This is a genomic window from Ferrovibrio sp., from assembly GCF_035304305.1.
Taxonomy (GTDB): domain Bacteria; phylum Pseudomonadota; class Alphaproteobacteria; order Ferrovibrionales; family Ferrovibrionaceae; genus Ferrovibrio.
On the sequence record NZ_DATGQG010000099.1, the window covers coordinates 1 to 18,327 of the forward strand.

Below are 18,327 nucleotides of genomic sequence, written 5' to 3' on the forward strand. Positions count from 1 at the left end.
GGTATCGTCATTGCCGCAGAACGGACAACGCATGATCGGCTTTCCCCCGCCTTATGATTATGATTTCAGAGCTGCGGATAGATCGGGTACCGGTTGCACAGGGCAGCCACCTTCTCCGCCACGGCCAGTTCGACATCGGAATTGTCATTGCTCTTCTTTGCGAGGCCATCCAGCACATCGGCGATCATGCCGCCAATCTGACGGAATTCGGCTACGCCGAAGCCACGCGTCGTTCCTGCCGGGCTCCCCAGACGGATGCCCGACGTGACCATCGGCTTCTCGGGGTCGAAAGGTACGCCGTTCTTGTTTGCCGTGATGCGAGCACGCTCCAGGCTTTCCACGCAGACATTGCCTTTCAGACCCTTGGAGCGCAGATCGACCAGCATCAGATGATTGTCCGTACCCCCGGAGACAAGATCATAGCCGCGCTCCTGCAGCGCGGCCGCCATCGCCTTGGCATTGTCAACCACTGCCTGTGCGTAAGCACGGAACTCGGGCGTCAGCGCCTCGCCGAAAGCAACGGCTTTTGCCGCGATCACATGCATGAGCGGGCCGCCCTGCAGCCCGGGGAAAACGGCAGAGTTGATCTTCTTGGCCAGAGCCTCGTCGTTGGTCAGCACCATCCCGCCGCGCGGCCCGCGCAGGGTCTTGTGCGTCGTGGTGGTGGCAATGTGGGCATGCGGGAACGGGCTGGGATGCACGCCGCCGGCAACCAGGCCGGCAAAATGCGCCATGTCGACCATGAAAACAGCGCCGACACTATCGGCAATGGCGCGGAAGCGCGCAAAATCCCAGAAACGCGGATAGGCCGAACCGCCGGCGATGATCAGCTTCGGCTTGTGCTGCTCGGCCAGGCTGGCGACCTGGTCCATGTCGATGCGGTGATCGTCCTGCCGCACGGTATAGGGCACCACGTTGAACCACTTGCCTGACTGGTTGGCCGGAGAACCATGGGTGAGATGACCGCCGGCAGCGAGATCCAGTCCCATGAAGGTGTCGCCGGGCTTCAGCAGGGCCATGAAGACTGCCTGGTTAGCCTGCGCGCCCGAATGCGGTTGGACATTGGCAAAGCCGCAGTCGAAGATCTTCTTGGCGCGCTCAATCGCCAGCGTTTCGGCAACATCGACGAACTCGCAGCCGTTATAGTAACGCCTGCCGGGATATCCTTCGGCATACTTGTTCGTGAGTACCGAGCCCTGCGCTTCAAGTACCGCTCGGCTGACGATGTTTTCGGAAGCAATCAGTTCAATCTGCTGCCGCTGACGGTCCAGTTCCTCGGAAACCGAGCGGAAAATCTCCGGATCGGCCTGGGCGAGGCCGCGTTCGAAGAATCCGGTATGGGTCACGGTGGGCTTGGCTGCAGTGCTGGACATCGTCTACTCCGTCAGAAACTTATTGGGCGGACTCGCCCAGCTTGGCGACCCGGCGTGCATGACGGCCGCCCTCGAAAGGTGTTTCAAGGAAAACCTTCAGGCAGTCCTTGGCTGTATCGACGCCGATCAGCCGGGCGCCCAATGCAATGACATTGGCATCGTTATGCTGACGCGAGAGACGCGCGCTCAGGCTGTCATGCACCAAAGCGGCGCGACAGCCCGGGATGCGGTTGGCGGCAATCGAAATGCCGATTCCGCTGCCGCAGACGGCCACGCCGAACTGCGCGTCGCCCCGGGAGACGGCCTCGCCCAATGCACGGCCAAAATCGGGATAATCGACGCTTTCGGCGCTCAGGGTGCCAAGGTCCACGACAGGGTAGCCCTGGCCCTTCAACTCGTCGCGAAGCAGGTTTTTCAGTTCGAAACCCGCATGGTCGGCAGCGAAAGCAACCGTAGGCTTGGACATCGGCGGGCACCTCGGGGAAGAACGGCCGGACCCTACAATATCCAGTGGCCAGTGCCAACCCCAGCACCAAGTATAATGCGCCAGCCGGAAGCCACGGGAATGGAAAGAGAACGCGGAAAACCAAGAAAAAGGGCCCGGCATTGCTGCCGGGCCCGTCTTCTCCGGCAAACCGGAACTTAGTTGACGTAGTCGTAGGAACCGTTCTTCCAGACGTAGACCTTGTAGGCCGGGGTGGTGGTATCACCCTTCTCGTCGAAGGACACCTCATTCAGCACGGTGCTGAACTTGTTCGCCCGGATTGCCTTCTCCACGTCGCCGGTCTTGAACGACTTCGCCTTGGTGGCAGCCTCGGCCCAGATCTGGATCGCGGCATAGGTGTAGAGGGTGTAGCCCTCGGGGTCATAGCCTTGGGCCTTGAACTTGTCGACAACCGGCTTCGCGCTGGCGTTCTTGCGCGGATCGGCGTCGAAGGTCATCAGCGTGCCCTCACCGGCCGCGCCTGCAATGGCCCAGAACTGCTTGTCGACCAGAGCGTCACCGCCCATCAGCACGGCGTTAAGGCCCTGCTCCTTGGCCTGACGGACGATCAGGCCGCCCTCCGGATGATAGCCGCCGAGATAGATCAGTTCGATGCCGGCCTGCTTCATCTTCGAGACCAGCGCCGAGTAATCCTTCTCACCCGGCGTGATGGCTTCGTACATGGCCTCCTTCACGCCCTTGTCGTTCAGGCGCTTCTTGGTTTCGTCGGCAAGGCCCTGACCGTAGGCGGTCTTGTCGTGCAGGATGGCAACTTTCTTGCCCTTGTACTTCTCCATGATGTAGTCGCCGGCGACAATGCCCTGCTGGTCGTCACGGCCGCAGACGCGGAAGACATTCTTGTAGCCACGCTCGGTAAGCTTCGGGTTGGTCGAAGCCGGCGTGATCTGCAGGATGTTCTCTTCCTTGTAGACGTCGGAAGCGGGGATCGACGAGCCCGAGCAGAAGTGGCCGATCACGGCAGCCACCCTCTCCTGCGCCGCGCGGTTCGCGACAGCGACGGCCTGCTTCGGATCGCACTGGTCGTCGCCGAGGATCAACTCGACCTTCTGACCATTCACGCCACCCTTGGCGTTAAGGTCGGCGACCGCCATTTCGGCGCCGCGCTTCATCTGCTCGCCGAAGCTGGCGAGCTGGCCGGTGATCGGACCATGGAGTGCAATCTTCACCTGCGCCGAAGCGGTACCGGCGAAAAGCCCGACAGCGGCCACAACGGCCAAACCGGTTGAGAATTTAAGCATGGGTTCCTCTCCCTGTGTGATACCCTGAAAAAACTGTAATCAGTCCAAGAGCCTTCGGCAACAACCTATGGTACCTGCTGTTTGCTGCGCCAGCCGAACAGCCCGGTACGCTCATAGAGCCAGGGGTATTGGTGGACCATCAGGTCCACCAGGGTCAGCCGGAACCCCAAGGTCGCCAGGCCGAAGATGACCGCCGCCGAAACCAGAAACGGGATGAGGGCCAGAAGCTGCTCCTTGAACAGGGCATAGGCCAGGAAACGCTCGGAGGCGGCGAGCAACAGGCTGTAGGGAATGACATTCCAGTAGGGCCGCCAGGTGGCGGCAATCGCCTGCCCCATCATAAAGCCGCAGCCACCGGCCAGAACGACCGTAAGGCCGATGAATACGCCCAGACTGGAGCCCAGGATTTCCGTCACCCGTGACCTCCTTCCAGATAGGCTGCCCGGATCTGCTCGTCGGCCAGAAGGTCCGTCCCCCTGCCGGTCATCGTTATCTTGCCATTGACCAGGACGTAGCCCCGATGGGCCAGCTTCAGCGCGTGATAGGCGTTCTGCTCCACCAGCAGCACCGTGACCTTATCCCGCTGGTTGATCTCCTGGATGATGGAGAAAATCTGTTTCACGACAAGGGGGGCAAGTCCCAGAGACGGCTCATCCAGCAGCAGCAGACGCGGACGGCTCATGAGTGCACGTCCAATTGCCAGCATCTGCTGCTCGCCGCCGGACAGGGTGCCGCCGCGCTGATCTCGCCGTTCCTTCAGACGCGGAAAAAGCGTGAAAACACGTTCGAGATCATCATTGAAATGAGCAGGGTCTGCCGCCACCGCTCCCATCTGCAGATTCTCCACAACCGTCATACGGGGAAAAATCCGCCGTCCTTCAGGGGAATGCGCCAGGCCGAGGCGTACCAGTTCATGCGTCGGCACGCCGACAATGTTCTTGCCGGAGAGAAGGACAGTCCCATGCCGCGGCCTCGGATTGCCGCAGATGGTCATCAGCAGGGTCGACTTGCCGGCGCCGTTCGCGCCGATCAGGGCCACGATTTCGCCCTCGCCGACCTCGAGATCAACGCCCTTCAGCGCGTGCACGGCGCCGTAATAGGTATGGAGCCCGGAAATGCTCAGCATCAGGCCGCTCCCGCTTCATCGGCATCCGGCTCGCCGAGATAGGCGCGAATGACGGCAGGATCGTTCCGGATTTCCTCGGGCGTGCCGTCGGCAATCTTGCGGCCATAATCCAGTACGATGATGTGATCCGAAATCTGCATCACCACGCTCATGTCGTGTTCGATCAGCAGCACACCGCAATCATGTTTGTCCCGGATGAAACGCAGCAGCCTGTTCAGGTCCGCAGACTCGCGCGGATTAAGGCCGGCAGCAGGCTCGTCGAGACACAGCAGGGCCGGCTCGGTGCACATCGCGCGGGCGATCTCCAGACGCCGCTGCCCGCCATAGGGCAGCGAGCCGGCCTGTTCATCCGCAACCTCGGTCAGGTTGGTCTGCTCCAGCCAGTAGCGCGCCAGATCGACCGCCTCGGCTTCAGCCTTGCGGTAGCCCTTCCAGCCGAACAGGCCGAGGAAGGTGTATCCGGAGGCCCGCATCAGCTTGTTGTGCTGCGCGACGATCAGGTTCTCAAGAACCGTCATTTTCGGGAAGAGCCGGATGTTCTGGAACGTGCGGGCCACCCGCGCCTTGCCAGCAATCTCGTTGCCGTACATCCGCTCGAGCTGGAACTCGCCCGCCGCATTGGTCAGCAGCAGCCGTCCGACCGTCGGCCGGTAAAACCCGGCCAGACAATTGAAGACCGTCGTTTTTCCTGCGCCGTTCGGGCCGATGATCGCCGTGATCTCATGCGGCATTGCATCGAAGGACACGTCATTCACCGCCACCAGGCCGCCGAAGCGCATGGTGAGGTGCTCGACCCGCAGCAGCGGCGTTACCGAACCGCGATCGCTCATGCCGCGCCTCCGGTCTGCGGCCGCTCGGCCAGACGGATCGTCGGTTCACGATGCGCCAGCAAGCCCTGCGGTCGCCAGATCATGATCAGCACCATGGCCGCGCCAAAAGTCAGCATGCGGAACAGCGAAAATTCGCGGGCGACTTCCGGCAGCAGCGTCAGGAACGCCGCGGCAAGCACGATGCCGGCCTGGCTGCCCATGCCGCCGAGAACGACGATGGCCAGAATGACCGCCGATTCAATGAAGCTGAAACTCTCCGGGCTGATGAAGCCCTGGCGAGTGGCGAAGAAGGCGCCGGCAAAACCGCCGAACATGGCGCCGATGGCAAAGGCCGTCAGCTTGGTGTTGGTCGGATTGATGCCGAGCGCCTTGCAGGCGATCTCATCCTCGCGCAAGGCCTCCCAGGCCCGGCCGACCGGCAGCTTGCGGATGCGCATGGTGAAGAAATTGGTGATCAGCGCCAGCACCAGGATCACGTAGTAGAGAAAGATGATCCTGTGAATGGAGGCATATTCCAGACCAAACAGCTGATGGAATGCGGTCGTCCCGTCGGGTGGATCGGCGGAGAAAGGAAAGCCGAAGAAGGACGGCCGCTGGATGCCGCTGATGCCGTTTGAGCCGCGAGTCACCTCGGTCCAGTTCAGCAGTACGATGCGGATGATTTCGCCGAATCCCAGAGTGACGATGGCAAGGTAGTCACCCCGAAGGCGCAGCACCGGGAAACCGAGTATCATTCCGAAGGTGGCGGCGAACAGGCCGGCGAGCGGCAGGCTCTCCCAGAAGCCGAAGCCGAAATGCAGCGACAGCAGCGCATAGCTGTATGCGCCGACGGCGTAGAACGCGACATAGCCGAGGTCGAGAAGACCGGCCAGCCCGACCACGATGTTCAGCCCCCAGCCCAGCATCACATAGATCAGGACCACGGTGCCAAGGTCCACCACCGTGCGGTTGGCAAAAGGCAGCATCGGCATGATGATCGCGAATGCGATCAGCGCCGGCATGAGATATTTGTCCGCCTTGCTGCCCAGCCTGGTCAGCACGTCCCGCCTGGCTGGTGCGCTGGACTGCAATGGCTCCGGTCGCCCCTGACGGCTGCGGTACCAGTCCAGGAAGCCGAGCAGAACGAGCCGTCCCACGAACACGATCCCGGCCGCATAGGCAATCCAGTCAAAGCGGGTCCGGATACCCAGCGGCCCGCCGGTATCGACCGTCTCGAAGCCGAGCAGCGGAAGCGCCAGGAGGGCGCCCACGACGGCTGCCATAACCGCATCGCGCAAACGTTCGGCCAGGGTCATGTCACACTTTCTCCACTTCCGGACGCCCGAGCAGTCCAGTGGGACGGAAGATCAGGACGATGACGAGAATTGAGAATGCTGCGACGTCCTTGTACTCGCTGCTAAAATACGCCGCCCAGAAGGCCTCGATGAGGCCGATGAGGAGGCCGCCCAGCATCGCACCGGGAAGGCTGCCGATACCGCCAAGCACCGCCGCAGTGAAAGCTTTCAGGCCGGCCAGGAAACCGATGTAGAAATCCACCACGCCGTAGTAGAGCGTGGTCATCAAGCCCGCCACGGCGGCCAGGAAGGCGCCAAGAACGAAAGTCAGCGAAATCGTGCGATCGACGTTGACGCCGAGCAGCGCCGCCATCGTGCGATCCTGCTCGCAGGCCCGCTGGGCGCGCCCCAGGGAAGTCGACGCGATCAGCCAGGAGAACGCGGCCATCAGCAGCACCGTCAGCACGATGATGATGATCTGCAGGTAGGACAGCGTTACCGAGAAGGTTTCACCCGACATCAGCTCGATGCCGCCCCGGATCATCGGCTGCAGCGGCTTGATGCGTGCACCCTGGGCGATCTGGACATAGTTCTGCAGGAAGATGGACATGCCGATCGCGGAAATCAGTGGTGCCAGGCGGAAGGATCCGCGCAGCGGCCGATAGGCGATGCGCTCGACCGTCCAGCCATAGAGGCCGGTTAGCAGCATGGAGACGATCAGGACGATCAGCAGCGCCAGCGGCACCCAGGTCAGTCCCACCAGCCCCAGCACGGAGAAGCTGATCACTGCGATGAAGGCGCCGATCATGTAGATCTCGCCATGCGCGAAGTTGATCATGCCGATGATGCCGTAAACCATCGTGTAGCCGATGGCGATCAAGGCGTAGACAGCGCCGAGGGTAACGCCGTTGATCAATTGCTGAAGAAAGTACTCCATTATCCCCCGTCAGCCTCAGCGGCCCTGCTGCTTGTTGAGAACGTAGTGCAGCTTCCGAACCGCCAGTCGCGTCAATTCCTGCTGCGACAGTCGAGGGTCGCCAACCATGGACACTTCCGTCCCTGTGGCCGGATCGATGGCAATCACCTGCAGCGCCGCCCCGATACGGCGAAACTCGACAATCGCCTCCCCGCCACCGCTCCCTGTCGCGTGTGACATGGAGGCTCAGTTACCATCACTTTGCGCGGCTGCTCAAGTGATATCGCAGGGTCTTTTGTCCCCATCGAATCACATGCGCGGGCATCCGGCCCGATGAAAACTTTGTCGGAGAGACCTCAGCTTGCCCGATTACCGCAAATATTTTATATTTAAAGTAACTTAGCGGAGCCATCATGCAGACACTCAATCCCGCCGAATGGGCCGCTCCCAAAGGCTATGCGAACGGCATCGCCGCGCAGGGACGCATGGTTTTCATTGCCGGCCAGATTGGCTGGAATGCCGAATCGCGATTCGAGAGCGACGACCTCGCCGATCAGACCCGGCAGTGCCTGCGGAACATCGTTCGTGTACTTGCAGAGGCGGGCGCCCGCCCCGAGCATATTGTCCGCATGACCTGGTATGTCGTCGACAAGCACGAATACCTCGCGCGCAGCAACGATCTGGGGAAGATCTACCGCGAGATCATCGGCAAGCATTATCCCGCAATGACGCTGGTGCAGGTGGCAGCGCTGCTCGAAGACCGGGCAAAGATCGAAATCGAGGCTACTGCCGTCATACCCGCCTGAGAATCTAGCGTCCCTTCAGATTCGGCGCCCGCTTCGTCCTGAATGCATCCAGGCTTTCGGCGAAGTCTTCCGATAACGTCGCCAGCGCGAACTGTTCCTCATCCAGTGCGGCGGAGGCAACCTGCGCCTCGGCCCATGCATTGGCGCCGCGCTTGATCATACGCAGCGCCAGCGGCGGTTTGGCCGCCGCCCGTTCGGCCAGTTCCAGCGCCCGCGCCAGCGCAGTACCCGCCGGCACAACTTCGTCCGCAACACCGAAGGTCTGTGCGGTCTCTGCGTCGATAGTCTCGCCGAGAATCGCCAGCCGCTTGCCGGCTGCGGGGCCGGCACGGACGAGCAGCCGCGGCAATGCCGTCCAGCTCAGGCTCAGTCCGCGATCGATCTCAGGCAGTCCGAACCGGGCGTCGACACCGGCGATGATGAGATCGGCTGCCAGCGCCAGCGCCAGACCGCCGCCGAGACACCAGCCTTCGACGGCGGCAATGGTGTAGCCCTCAAGGGCAGCGAGCGCCTTGCAGGCCTCCGTCCCGAGCCGCGGACCGCGAAGGCGTTCAGGAATGCTTGCGGATGCAAGTCTTTCAACGGCCGGATCCCTGAGATCGAAGCCGACGGAAAACAGCTCCGCCGTCCCCGTAATGATGACTGCGCTCGGCGGATCGCTTTCCCGCCGCATCGCCTCGAAGCGATCGCGCATGGCCGTGAGAGCGGCAAGGGACAGGGCGTTCTTCCCGTCCTTCCGGTCGAACCGGACAACGGCGGTACGCCCCTGCCGCTCATCCGTCAGCATGCTATCCGGCCATCTCGCGGATCATGCGGACGATGCCCGAATAGTCCGTCGGCCCGTTGCCCGCCTCGACATATTCGGCAAACAGCGCCGTTGCCTCTGCCCCCAGCGGGGTATTCACCTTGGCTGTCCGCGCGGCCTCCTGCGACAACTTCAGGTCTTTCAGCATCAGATCGGCCGCGAAGCCAGGCTTGTAGTCACGGTTCGCTGCCGAGGTCGGCACCGGCCCCGGGACCGGGCAGTGATTGACCAACGCCCAGCAGGAGCCCGATGAACTCGACACGATGTCAAACATCGCCTGAGCCGAGAGACCGAGCTTCTCCGCCATAACGAAGGCTTCTGACACCGCAATCATCGAGATGCCCAGCACCATGTTGTTGCAGATCTTCGCCACCTGGCCGTTACCGGCGCCGCCGGCATGGACGATCTTCTTGCCCATGGCTTCCAGCAAAGGCTTGGCCTTGGCGAAGGCTGCCTCCGTGCCGCCCACCATGAAGGTCAGGGTCGCATTCTCGGCGCCGGCGACGCCGCCCGAGACCGGCGCATCGACCATCAGCATGCCCCTGGCTTCGGCGGCGGCAATCACTTCCCGTGCCGTCTTCACGTCGATGGTCGAGCTGTCGATGAACAGCGTTCCCGGCCTGGCGGTGGCCAGAATACCCTTGTCGCCGGTGTACACCGACGCGACATGCTTGCCGGCCGGCAGCATGGTGATGACGGCGTCGACATCAGTGGCCGCTTCCTGGGCACTGCCGGCCTTTGTGCCGCCGGCATCAACAACCTTCTGTACCAGTTCGGCCGAGAGATCGAAGGCTTTGACCTGATGACCTGCTTTCAGCAGGTTACGGGCCATCGGGCCGCCCATATTGCCGACACCGATAAATCCGATCACCGCCATATGTCTCTCCCTGTCTGATCAGTCGAATTGCAGCTCGCCGTCCGGCACGGGCGAGAAGTAGGCCTCGATGTCGGCATCGGCGACTTCTTCCAGAGTGGCCGGCTGCCACTTGGGTTGATGATCCTTATCGATAATGACCGCGCGCACACCCTCGTAGAAATCATGTCCCTTTGCGACGTGATTGCAGATCCGCCATTCCAGCCGCATGCAATCCCGCAGCGACAGGGTCCTGCCACGCCGCAACTGCGCAAAAGTCAGCTTCACCGAAGTCGGCGATTTCGTCCGGATGATACGCGCCTGCTCCACGCCGAAACCATCCGTGTCGGCCTCCAGAGCTGCCATGATCTCGGCTACGCTCGCGCCGGAGAACAGCCGGTCGATCTGTGGCTTCATTGTTGCAAGCTGCGACGGCCCAGGATCAGCGGTGAAGCGATTTACCACCGCGTCCACCTGCGCATGATCCGCCGGCGCGGCATCGACCAGGGCCTGCTCGAGGTCGGCCATACGTTCGCGCGGAACAAAATGCGTCGCTACTCCTGCCGTCAGGATATCGGCGCCCTTCAGCCTGGCGCCGGTCAGCCCGAGATACATGCCCAGCTCGCCCGGACAGCGTGGCAGGAAGTAGGTCCCTCCAACATCGGGAAACAGGCCGATCCCGGTCTCCGGCATCGCAAAGGTGGCAAATTCGGAAATGATCCGATGGCTGCCATGGACGGAGAGGCCAACGCCGCCGCCCATGAAGATGCCGTCGATCAGCGCGATGAAGGGCTTTCCAAATTCGCCGATGACCGTGTTGCAGCGGTATTCGTCGTACCAGAAGGATTTCCGGTACTTCTCTCCGTCTGCCGAGCGATCCGCAAGTTTCCGGATATCACCGCCGGCGCAGAAGGCCTTTTCGCCGGCGCCCTTGATGATCACCGCCTTGACGGCGGGATCGGCTTTCCAGCTGCGCAGATGCTGCTCCAGCGGCACGCACATATCGTGCGTCAGCGCATTCAGCGCCTGCGGACGATTCAGGAGAATGACCCCGACGCCATTGCGGACCGAAAACTCGATATGACTGCTCATTTTCTGCTGGAACCCATCTACTGGAGGCTGATGCCGCTCAACAGGCGGCGGGAAATGATAACGCGCATGATCTCGTTGGTTCCTTCCAGTATCTGGTGAACCCTGGCATCCCGAAGATAGCGCTCGACCGGATAGTCCTTCAGATATCCGTAGCCGCCGTGGAGCTGGAGCGCTTCGTTGCAGACCGCGAATCCGACATCGGTGGCGAACCGCTTTGCCATCGCACAATAGGTGGTGGCCTCGGCATGCTTCGCATCCAGCATAGCTGCCGCCTGCCGGATCATCAGGCGCGCGGCCACGAGTTCGGTGGCCATGTCGGCCAGCTTGAACTGGACCGACTGGAAACCGCCAATCGGCTGACCGAACTGCTTGCGGTTTGCAACATGCTCCCGGGCGGCCTCCAGGCAGGCCGTCGCCGCACCGAGCGAGCAGGCGCCGATATTGATGCGGCCGCCGTCCAGACCCGCCATGGCAATGCGAAAGCCCTCGCCCTCGGCCCCAATCAGGTTCGCCTTCGGGACTTTGCAGTCCTCGAAAATGACCATGGCTGTCGGCTGCGAATTCCAGCCGAGCTTGCGCTCCTGGGCGCCGAAGGACAGACCCGGCGTCCCCTTCTCTACCACGAGGCATGAAACGCCCCGCGAGCCGGGCTCCCCGGTGCGCACCATGCAGACATAGATATCGGACCGGCCGCCGCCCGAGATAAAAGCTTTCGTGCCATTGAGGATGTAGTGGTCGCCAGCATCGACCGCCCGGGTCTGCAGCGAGGCAGCATCGGAGCCGGCATTGGGTTCGGTCAGGCAGTAGGACGCAAAATGCTCCATGCTGCACAGGCGGGGCAGGAAACGGCGGCGCTGCTCGTCATTACCGAAGCGGTCGATCATCCACGCAGCCATGTTGTGGATGGAAATATAGGCAGCAGTCGAGGTGCAGCCGGCCGACAGTTCCTCGAAGATCAGAGCCGCATCCAGTCGCCCCAGACCGGAGCCGCCAACATCCTCACGGACATAGATGCCGCCGAAACCAAGTGCTGCTGCTTCGCGCAGTTCCGCCTCGGGAAAGTGCTTTTCCTCGTCCCATCGGGCGGCATTGTCCTTCAGCCGGTCCGCCGCGAACCGGCGTGCCATGTCCTGAATCGCCCGTTGATCTTCGGAAAGCTCAAACTGCATCGCGTTCCTCCCGTATCGGGTCTTAATCGTCCGACCGGAGCCCGTCAACCAGCCGTCCGGTAGCCCATAAAGCAGGTCGCATCGCCCCAAACCGCATGATAGCCTGCGCCCATGCCGCAGGCCTGCCACGCAAGTTGATGCGCCCCTCCCCGCCCACAATTGTCCCGTCGGGTAGCGGGCAGGCGGGCTGGCCGCTTCGTGGCATGGCCTACGGGCTGACGGGATTGCTCGGAGCGTTCTGGCTTGCGCTCAGCCTCACGGCTCTGCTTCAGGGCGGCGGCACCCCCATCCCCTGGCTTCCGGGCTCCGCCCCTGTCCATTTCGATCTGTTGGCCGCTGCAGCCGTGGCGACAGGCTGCCTGGCTGGCCGCGACCGCCTGCCCCGGCTTTCCCGCGGTCTGGCGGTCCTGCTGATCCTGGGGGCGACACTCTCCCTGATCCTGCTCGCCAGTCCCGGGCCGCATCTGTCCATCGCTGCGGAACCCGGCCTGCATGCCGGCCATATGGGGCCGGTTGCGGCTTTCGGATTCCTGATGGCCGGCATCCGCCTCTTCGTGCCACTGGCGGCCAGAGCGACACCTGGCAATGTGACACTGGGCTGGTCGGTGGCAATGACAATGGTGGCGCTGGCGCTGACACTCGCGATTGGTTCCCTTGACGTACTGCCTCAGACCGCTGCATGGACCCGCCATACGGCTGCCCTGCCGGACGCAGCCATCGTCTTGCTTCTGCTCGGTGCCGCCTGCGCCGCGCGCACCTTCCACGCCTCGCCGGATATCGCGCCGCTTCCGCTGCTTGCCGTTCAGTCCATCACCCTGATCGGCGGCATCGTTGCGTCCTTCACCATCTGGCAGGCGAACGCGGCGGCTGCTCCTGACAGCATCATTCCTGCGATATCCTTTGCGGCCTGCCTGCTCGCCACATACCTGATCGCCGGACTGCTTGCCCTTGCGGTCCGGATCACCATTCAGCAGCGGATCATGAACGAGGCGACCGCAGCTCTGCAGGTCAGCAATGACCTGTTCCAGGCTGCAGCCCGGAGCAGCCGGTTGGGTATCTGGGAATGGAACCTGACCACCGGCGAAGTCTTCATCATCGCGAATTACCTGCAGCCTCAGAACGGCAGTCAGCTGGCATCAAGAACCACGATCGAGGCCTTCAACGCGCTCATCCATCCCGAGGACCGCGCCCGCGTCGCGGAAGAGTTCGGCGAGACCCTCCGTACCGGCAGGACTTTCGAAGCCGAATTCCGGCTGCAGCGTGGCGACGGCCGCCATCTCTGGGTTCTGGCGCGCGCCGATCTCGGGCGCGACGGGCAAAGCCGGTCTCGCCGCCTGATCGGCAGTATCGAAGACATCGACCAGATCAAGCGGCAGATGACGGAGCTGGAATGGCAGCGTCAGATGCTCGAGGAACAATCTGTCAAGCTTGCGGAAACGGCGCAGGCGCTCACCGCTGCGAAGAACGCGGCTGAATCCGCCCATCGGGCGAAATCCAGCTTCCTGGCCATGATGAGCCATGAAATCCGCACGCCCATGAACGGCGTTCTCGGCATGCTGAGCCTCCTGCAACGGGGTACCGAGGATCAGCAGATGCGGCGGTACGCGGATGTCGCGCAGCAATCGGCGCGAGACCTGCTCGGTCTGATAGATGACATTCTGGATGTGTCCAAACTGGAAGCCGGCAAGCTGGAAATCGAAGCCATTGATTTCGACCTGCGGCCAACGCTTGAAAGCGTGATATCGCTGCTGACCCCGCGGGCGATCGAGAATGGTAACTGTCTGCAGCTCGATTGCGCCGAAGACGTTCCGGAGAACGTGATCGGCGATCCGCTGCGTCTCAGGCAGATCCTTGCCAACCTGATCGGCAATGCCATCAAGTTCACCGAGAATGGCAGCATCGACGTGACCCTGACCGCGACACGGCTCCAGAACGGCGAGTTCATGCTGCACTGCGCCGTCCGGGATACCGGCATCGGCATCCCGGCGGAAATCCAGGATCGGCTCTTCGAGCCTTTCACCCAGGCTGACGCTTCAATGACCCGGCGCTACGGCGGTACCGGACTGGGCCTGACCATCTGCCGCCATCTGGTGCACCTCATGGGCGGCGAAATCGGGGTGATCAGTGCGCCGGGCGAAGGATCGACCTTCTGGTTTACCCTGCGGTGCCGGGAGGATGTGGAATTGCTGGCTCGGCTGGCGCAGGAGAACGACGGCTTCGCCGTCTCGCAGCCCGCCAATGATCTGCCCAAAGGGAACCAGACCGCGCCTTCGTAGGTTATGCACAGGCAGGATAGCGGTAATACCCGCCGTTAATCTTTGGCGGAGATACTGCGTCGCTGCGTAAGCTTATTTTGCAGGTGCCGGTCATGCTGCCGATCCACCCTGGCGTTATTCTTGAGCAGGCAATTTCCGCCCGCGGCCTCGACCCCGAGCATTTCCACGAACAGGCCCGTATGCCCCGCAAGCTGTTGCAGCTGGTTCTGGCCGGAGAACGGCCGATTTCCTGGGGTCTGGCGCTCCGGCTGGGCCGGGTATTCGGAACCTCTCCATGGGTGTGGCTTGCGTTTCAGGAGCGGTTTAATAAAGCTCTCTGAATGACCGAGAGCTTTTCGTTCCCACAACCCGCCTTTCCCGTCTCCCGCCCCCGCCGCCTCCGTCGCACCGACTGGGCGCGGCGTATGGTGGCCGAGCACCGGCTCAGCTGCGATGACCTGATCTGGCCGATCTTCATCCATAGCCGGAAGGACAATGCGCCGATCCCCTCAATGCCGGGAGTCGAGCGCCTGAGCATCGAAGCGGCCGTATCGGCCGCCAAGGAGGCGGAAGATCTTGGTATTCCGGCAATTGCCTTGTTCCCGGCCACTGATCCCGAGCTCAAGACGGCCGAGGGGAAGGAGGCACTGAATGCGGACAATCTGGTCTGTCAGGCAGTCCGCGCCGTAAAGCAGGCGACAACCAATCTGGGCGTGCTGTGCGACGTGGCGCTGGACCCCTATACCGACCACGGCCATGACGGCCTGCTATGGGATGGCGAAATCCTCAACGACGAAACTGTCGCCGTCTTGGTCCAGCAGGCGCTGGTGCAGGCGCGGGCGGGCTGCGACATCATCGCCCCGTCTGACATGATGGACGGCCGGATCGGCGCCATCCGCGCCGCGCTGGACAAGGAAGGCTTCCAGCATGTCCAGATCATGGCCTATGCCGCCAAATATGCTTCTGCCTTCTACGGGCCGTTTCGGGATGCGGTCGGTTCGGCCGTCAATCTCGGCAGGGGCGACAAGCGCACCTACCAGATGAACCCGGCCAACGGCGACGAAGCGCTGCGGGAAGTCGCGCTCGATATCGGTGAGGGCGCCGACATGGTGATGGTGAAGCCCGGCATGCCCTATCTCGATATCTGCTGGCGCGTGAAGCAGACCTTCGGCCTGCCGACCTTCGCCTATCAGGTATCCGGCGAATACGCGATGCTGGCCGGTGCCGCCGAGCGGGGCTGGCTGGACCGCGCGAAGGTAGCGTGGGAAAGCCTGCTCGCTTTCAAACGGGCGGGCTGCGATGGCGTGCTCACCTATTTCGCCCGCGACATCGCCCGGATGATGGCGGAAGCCGACAGTCGGTAACGCGACTAATACTGTTTCGTCTTCTTGGCTTCCAGCCGGGCCATAAGGCTGGAAGTATCCCAGCGGTTGCCGCCCATCTGCTGCACCTCGGCGTAGAACTGGTCGACCATTGCCGTCACCGGCAGGGCCGATCCGTTACGGCGCGCCTCCGCCAGGCAGATGCCCAGATCCTTGCGCATCCAATCGACGGCGAAACCGAAATCGAACTTCCCCTCCACCATGGTCTTGGCGCGATTGTCCATCTGCCAGGATTGCGCGGCGCCCTTCGAGATCACCTCAACGGCCTTAAGGACGTCGAGACCCGCCGCGCGGCCGAAAGCCAGGGCTTCCGAGAGTCCCTGAACCAGACCGGCGATACAGATCTGGTTCATCATCTTGGTGAGCTGTCCGCTGCCCGCCGGGCCCATCAGGTTCTGCATCTTGGCGTAGGCCTGGATCACCGGTTTGACCCGTTCGTAATCACCGGCATCGCCACCGCACATGATTGTCAGCTGGCCGTTTTCCGCTCCCGCCTGACCGCCGGAAACCGGCGCGTCGATGAAACCGAAACCGGCTGCCTTGGCCTTGGCGTGCAGCTCGCGGGCAACATCCGCCGAGGCGGTCGTGTGGTCGACGAAAATCGCGCCCTTCGCCATCCCGGCGAACGCCCCCGTCTCGCCGTAGACAACGGACCGCAGGTCGTCGTCGTTACCGACGCAGGCCATTACGAAATCCGCACCTGATGCAGCCGCCTTAGGGGTGGAGGCCTTCTCCCCCTTATGTTGCTCGACCCAGCGGTCGGCCTTGGCGGGAGTCCGGTTCCAGACCACCACCGAGTGGCCGGCCTTGACCAGATGTCCAGCCATGGGGTAGCCCATCACGCCCAGCCCGATAAACGCCACCTTGGCCATGTCGCCTCCCGAAATTTGCTTGAAATCTAATGAGTTAGATCGATGCAGATGAAAGTTTGCACCAGGAAAGGCGAGAAGGCAATTCATCCGCTCCCTTATCCCGTTCATTTGAACCAGCCACACAATTAGTGCTTGCGTTCCAAGGCTGTTAACCCTACATTTGACAGTGAGTTACTGTATCCTGGCATGGGAGAAGCCCAATATGCCGCTCGAGACCATAGGCAGTTACGCCTTGGCGGGCAGCAGCGGTGCGGTTGCCCGCAATGCTCGCGCTTCAGACGGTGTCTTTGCGAATGTCGCTTTTGCGGCATCGTCGGCGCGTGGCGGAAAATCCAACGGCATTATTGATATCCCTTCTCCGGCGCCGAACTTGGCTGCCTACGTCAGCCCTTTCATCCGGTTTGATGTGGAAACGCGGCTGGCCATCGTCGAATTCCGCGACAGCGAGTCAGGCCAGGTCGAGCAGCAGTATCCGAGCCCCCGGGTCGTGCGGGAGTACCAGCAGAACCTTCCCGAAAACTCCATCCTGCGGATGGACGAGAATGACGCGCCCGATGTGCAGCAGTTGGACGCCGAAACGCCTGATGTCGGAGATGGGAAAGCCTCTGCTCCCCAGATTGCGCAGGGCAGCCACAGCACGACACCAGCGCCGGTTCCGCAGGCGATCGCCAATGCGGCGGTTGCCGCCTTTACCCCGAAGCCGAACATTCCTGCTGTCGGGCGGGAGATCGCGGTCGCCTGACGGTCGGGCAGTTCCGGGCATGCGCGAACCGGCCACTGCCGGTTTTTTTTTGTTTTCTCTGCCTAACAGCGGCGAATCTGATAATGCTTCCCGATTGAAAATCGGGCTTCGGGCATGCGTTGGATACTGCGAATTTTCTTTGGGCTTTTCGGAATTGCCGCGGCGGTGGTTGGGGCGCTCTACTTTGCCGCCCGCTCCTCCCTGCCCGACATAAATGGCGAGATCCAAACAAGCGCACCGCTTTCGGCTCCGGTGGAGATCCTGCGAGACCGGCATGCCATCCCTCATATCCGGGCTGCCTCCCGGAATGAGGCCGCTTTCGGGCTGGGTTTCGCTCATGCCCAGGACAGACTCTGGCAGATGGAGGTCAATCGACGGATCGCCGCCGGCCGGCTGGCGGAGATTTTCGGCGAGGCCGCTCTGAAGACAGACAAGTTCCTGCGCACCCTCGGCGTGCGCAGGAAAGCCGAGGCTGCCTTCTCACACCTGAACCCTGAAACGCAGGCCTACCTCAATGCCTATGCCGATGGCGTAAACGCGTTTCTGTCGTCCCGCAGCGGGCTGCTGCCTCCGGAATTCCTTGTCTTCCGCATCGAACCCGAACCCTGGAGCCCGACGGATTCCCTCGGCTGGCTGAAGATGATGGCCTGGGATCTGAGCGGTAACTGGGGCAACGAACTGGCCCGGTTCGCTTTGACCCGCCGGCTTAACAGCAAGCAGATCGAGGAGTTCTTCCCTCCCTATCCCGGCGATGCCCCGATCGCCCTCAGCGATCTCGGCGCTCTGTATCGCGAAGCCGCGGCGGATCTCGACCTCAAGCGGCTGCTCACGGCGTTCCCTGAGCCGCCGCCGGACGGCATCGGCTCGAATAACTGGGTGATAGACGGCAAGCGGACGGTCACGGGCTTTCCGCTGCTCGCCAACGATCCTCATCTCGGCCTGACGTCACCGTCGCTCTGGTATTTCGCCCATCTCTCCTCCCCCGACGGCGACGTCATCGGCGCCACGCTTCCGGGCGTGCCGGGCGTCATCCTGGGGCATAACGGCCGCGTGGCCTGGGGATTCACCAATACCGGGCCGGACACACAG

Annotated in this window: 20 protein-coding genes; 6 read left to right on the top strand and 14 right to left on the bottom strand. The window is 62.4% G+C overall.

All coding sequences use genetic code 11. The features are described 5' to 3' along the window. Positions 1-65: 65 nt before the first annotated feature. The 9 genes from glyA to VKZ87_RS11740 all read right to left on the bottom strand — a co-directional run bounded on the left by glyA (position 66) and on the right by VKZ87_RS11740 (position 7,502). Positions 66-1,373: a serine hydroxymethyltransferase gene (gene glyA, locus VKZ87_RS11700; protein ID WP_324221437.1), complete on the bottom strand. Its 1,308-nt coding sequence runs from the start codon at positions 1,371-1,373 to the stop codon at positions 66-68. Between the two features lie 19 nt (positions 1,374-1,392). Then, positions 1,393-1,839 carry a ribose 5-phosphate isomerase B gene (gene rpiB, locus VKZ87_RS11705; protein ID WP_324221438.1) on the bottom strand — a complete coding sequence of 149 codons (447 nt, stop codon included), beginning with the start codon at positions 1,837-1,839 and terminating at the stop codon, positions 1,393-1,395. A 176-nt stretch (positions 1,840-2,015) separates the two neighbouring features. Continuing rightward, positions 2,016-3,116, bottom strand: coding sequence for a branched-chain amino acid ABC transporter substrate-binding protein (locus VKZ87_RS11710; protein WP_324221439.1), 1,101 nt, complete (start codon positions 3,114-3,116; stop codon positions 2,016-2,018). A gap of 65 nt (positions 3,117-3,181) precedes the next feature. Beyond that, on the bottom strand, positions 3,182-3,532 hold the full coding sequence (locus VKZ87_RS11715) for a DUF6867 family protein (RefSeq protein ID WP_324221440.1): 351 nt from the start codon (positions 3,530-3,532) through the stop codon (positions 3,182-3,184). Then, on the bottom strand, positions 3,529-4,242 hold the full coding sequence (locus VKZ87_RS11720; protein ID WP_324221441.1) for an ABC transporter ATP-binding protein: 714 nt from the start codon (positions 4,240-4,242) through the stop codon (positions 3,529-3,531). The genes VKZ87_RS11715 and VKZ87_RS11720 overlap by 4 nt, the downstream gene beginning before the upstream one ends. Continuing rightward, a complete protein-coding gene (locus tag VKZ87_RS11725) occupies positions 4,242-5,072 on the bottom strand; it encodes an ABC transporter ATP-binding protein (RefSeq protein ID WP_324221442.1) in 831 nt (276 codons plus the stop codon). The genes VKZ87_RS11720 and VKZ87_RS11725 overlap by 1 nt, the downstream gene beginning before the upstream one ends. After that, entirely contained in the window at positions 5,069-6,367 is a 1,299-nt protein-coding gene (gene livM, locus VKZ87_RS11730) for a high-affinity branched-chain amino acid ABC transporter permease LivM (protein WP_324221443.1), read from the bottom strand. Before livM ends, VKZ87_RS11725 begins: the two co-directional genes overlap by 4 nt. Position 6,368: 1 nt before the next feature. Further along, entirely contained in the window at positions 6,369-7,283 is a 915-nt protein-coding gene (locus tag VKZ87_RS11735) for an ABC transporter permease subunit (RefSeq protein WP_324221444.1), read from the bottom strand. Between the two features lie 15 nt (positions 7,284-7,298). Continuing rightward, positions 7,299-7,502 carry a DUF6898 family protein gene (locus VKZ87_RS11740; RefSeq protein WP_324221445.1) on the bottom strand — a complete coding sequence of 68 codons (204 nt, stop codon included), beginning with the start codon at positions 7,500-7,502 and terminating at the stop codon, positions 7,299-7,301. Positions 7,503-7,675: 173 nt separating this feature from the next. On the opposite strand from VKZ87_RS11740, the gene VKZ87_RS11745 reads away from it, so the two are divergent. Further along, positions 7,676-8,068 carry a RidA family protein gene (locus tag VKZ87_RS11745; RefSeq protein ID WP_324221446.1) on the top strand — a complete coding sequence of 131 codons (393 nt, stop codon included), beginning with the start codon at positions 7,676-7,678 and terminating at the stop codon, positions 8,066-8,068. A gap of 4 nt (positions 8,069-8,072) precedes the next feature. Here VKZ87_RS11745 and VKZ87_RS11750 read toward each other — a convergent pair whose 3' ends face one another. Genes VKZ87_RS11750 through VKZ87_RS11765 form a run of 4 tightly spaced genes read right to left on the bottom strand, consistent with a single transcriptional unit; the run spans position 8,073 to position 11,987 of the window. Continuing rightward, complete coding sequence (locus VKZ87_RS11750; RefSeq protein ID WP_324221447.1) at positions 8,073-8,855, bottom strand: enoyl-CoA hydratase/isomerase family protein; 783 nt, start codon at positions 8,853-8,855, stop codon at positions 8,073-8,075. Position 8,856: 1 nt separating this feature from the next. Next, the gene (gene mmsB, locus VKZ87_RS11755) at positions 8,857-9,750 is read right to left on the bottom strand and encodes a 3-hydroxyisobutyrate dehydrogenase (protein ID WP_324221448.1); all 894 of its coding nucleotides are present in this window, start codon (positions 9,748-9,750) and stop codon (positions 8,857-8,859) included. An 18-nt stretch (positions 9,751-9,768) separates the two neighbouring features. Beyond that, positions 9,769-10,818, bottom strand: coding sequence for an enoyl-CoA hydratase/isomerase family protein (locus VKZ87_RS11760; RefSeq protein ID WP_324221449.1), 1,050 nt, complete (start codon positions 10,816-10,818; stop codon positions 9,769-9,771). Between the two features lie 17 nt (positions 10,819-10,835). Beyond that, positions 10,836-11,987: an isobutyryl-CoA dehydrogenase gene (locus VKZ87_RS11765; RefSeq protein ID WP_324221450.1), complete on the bottom strand. Its 1,152-nt coding sequence runs from the start codon at positions 11,985-11,987 to the stop codon at positions 10,836-10,838. Between the two features lie 344 nt (positions 11,988-12,331). Here VKZ87_RS11765 and VKZ87_RS11770 point away from each other — a divergent pair, with 344 nt between their 5' ends. The 3 genes from VKZ87_RS11770 (at position 12,332) to hemB (ending at position 15,606) form a co-directional block, all read left to right on the top strand. Next, positions 12,332-14,263 (top strand): ATP-binding protein, encoded by a 1,932-nt coding sequence (locus VKZ87_RS11770; RefSeq protein ID WP_324221451.1) that lies wholly within the window; start codon positions 12,332-12,334, stop codon positions 14,261-14,263. Between the two features lie 92 nt (positions 14,264-14,355). Next, positions 14,356-14,583, top strand: coding sequence for a HigA family addiction module antitoxin (locus VKZ87_RS11775; RefSeq protein WP_324221452.1), 228 nt, complete (start codon positions 14,356-14,358; stop codon positions 14,581-14,583). Then, the gene (gene hemB, locus VKZ87_RS11780; RefSeq protein WP_324221453.1) at positions 14,584-15,606 is read left to right on the top strand and encodes a porphobilinogen synthase; all 1,023 of its coding nucleotides are present in this window, start codon (positions 14,584-14,586) and stop codon (positions 15,604-15,606) included. It abuts the gene before it with no gap. Positions 15,607-15,611: 5 nt separating this feature from the next. Here the strand turns inward: hemB and VKZ87_RS11785 are convergent, their stop codons facing one another. Next, positions 15,612-16,496, bottom strand: coding sequence for an NAD(P)-dependent oxidoreductase (locus VKZ87_RS11785; protein WP_324221454.1), 885 nt, complete (start codon positions 16,494-16,496; stop codon positions 15,612-15,614). Between the two features lie 202 nt (positions 16,497-16,698). Between VKZ87_RS11785 and VKZ87_RS11790 the strand changes: the two genes are divergently transcribed. Both VKZ87_RS11790 and VKZ87_RS11795 read left to right on the top strand, forming a co-directional pair. Continuing rightward, a complete protein-coding gene (locus VKZ87_RS11790) occupies positions 16,699-17,238 on the top strand; it encodes a hypothetical protein (protein WP_324221455.1) in 540 nt (179 codons plus the stop codon). Positions 17,239-17,352: 114 nt separating this feature from the next. Beyond that, on the top strand, positions 17,353-18,327 hold a 975-nt coding region (locus VKZ87_RS11795; protein WP_324221456.1), incomplete at its 3' end, for a penicillin acylase family protein.

What these genes read in the sequence shown, in the direction of transcription:
- glyA (WP_324221437.1), bottom strand. Translation starts at nt 1,373, where the DNA reads ATGTCCAGCACTGCAGCCAAGCCCACCGTGACCCATACCGGATTCTTC.
- VKZ87_RS11745 (WP_324221446.1), top strand. Translation starts at nt 7,676, where the DNA reads ATGCAGACACTCAATCCCGCCGAATGGGCCGCTCCCAAAGGCTATGCG.
- VKZ87_RS11750 (WP_324221447.1), bottom strand. Translation starts at nt 8,855, where the DNA reads ATGCTGACGGATGAGCGGCAGGGGCGTACCGCCGTTGTCCGGTTCGAC.
- VKZ87_RS11775 (WP_324221452.1), top strand. Translation starts at nt 14,356, where the DNA reads ATGCTGCCGATCCACCCTGGCGTTATTCTTGAGCAGGCAATTTCCGCC.
- VKZ87_RS11765 (WP_324221450.1), bottom strand. Translation starts at nt 11,987, where the DNA reads ATGCAGTTTGAGCTTTCCGAAGATCAACGGGCGATTCAGGACATGGCA.
- VKZ87_RS11720 (WP_324221441.1), bottom strand. Translation starts at nt 4,242, where the DNA reads ATGCTGAGCATTTCCGGGCTCCATACCTATTACGGCGCCGTGCACGCG.
- VKZ87_RS11790 (WP_324221455.1), top strand. Translation starts at nt 16,699, where the DNA reads ATGCCGCTCGAGACCATAGGCAGTTACGCCTTGGCGGGCAGCAGCGGT.
- mmsB (WP_324221448.1), bottom strand. Translation starts at nt 9,750, where the DNA reads ATGGCGGTGATCGGATTTATCGGTGTCGGCAATATGGGCGGCCCGATG.
- VKZ87_RS11740 (WP_324221445.1), bottom strand. Translation starts at nt 7,502, where the DNA reads ATGTCACACGCGACAGGGAGCGGTGGCGGGGAGGCGATTGTCGAGTTT.
- livM (WP_324221443.1), bottom strand. Translation starts at nt 6,367, where the DNA reads ATGACCCTGGCCGAACGTTTGCGCGATGCGGTTATGGCAGCCGTCGTG.
- VKZ87_RS11785 (WP_324221454.1), bottom strand. Translation starts at nt 16,496, where the DNA reads ATGGCCAAGGTGGCGTTTATCGGGCTGGGCGTGATGGGCTACCCCATG.
- rpiB (WP_324221438.1), bottom strand. Translation starts at nt 1,839, where the DNA reads ATGTCCAAGCCTACGGTTGCTTTCGCTGCCGACCATGCGGGTTTCGAA.
- VKZ87_RS11725 (WP_324221442.1), bottom strand. Translation starts at nt 5,072, where the DNA reads ATGAGCGATCGCGGTTCGGTAACGCCGCTGCTGCGGGTCGAGCACCTC.
- VKZ87_RS11760 (WP_324221449.1), bottom strand. Translation starts at nt 10,818, where the DNA reads ATGAGCAGTCATATCGAGTTTTCGGTCCGCAATGGCGTCGGGGTCATT.
- hemB (WP_324221453.1), top strand. Translation starts at nt 14,584, where the DNA reads ATGACCGAGAGCTTTTCGTTCCCACAACCCGCCTTTCCCGTCTCCCGC.
- VKZ87_RS11735 (WP_324221444.1), bottom strand. Translation starts at nt 7,283, where the DNA reads ATGGAGTACTTTCTTCAGCAATTGATCAACGGCGTTACCCTCGGCGCT.
- VKZ87_RS11710 (WP_324221439.1), bottom strand. Translation starts at nt 3,116, where the DNA reads ATGCTTAAATTCTCAACCGGTTTGGCCGTTGTGGCCGCTGTCGGGCTT.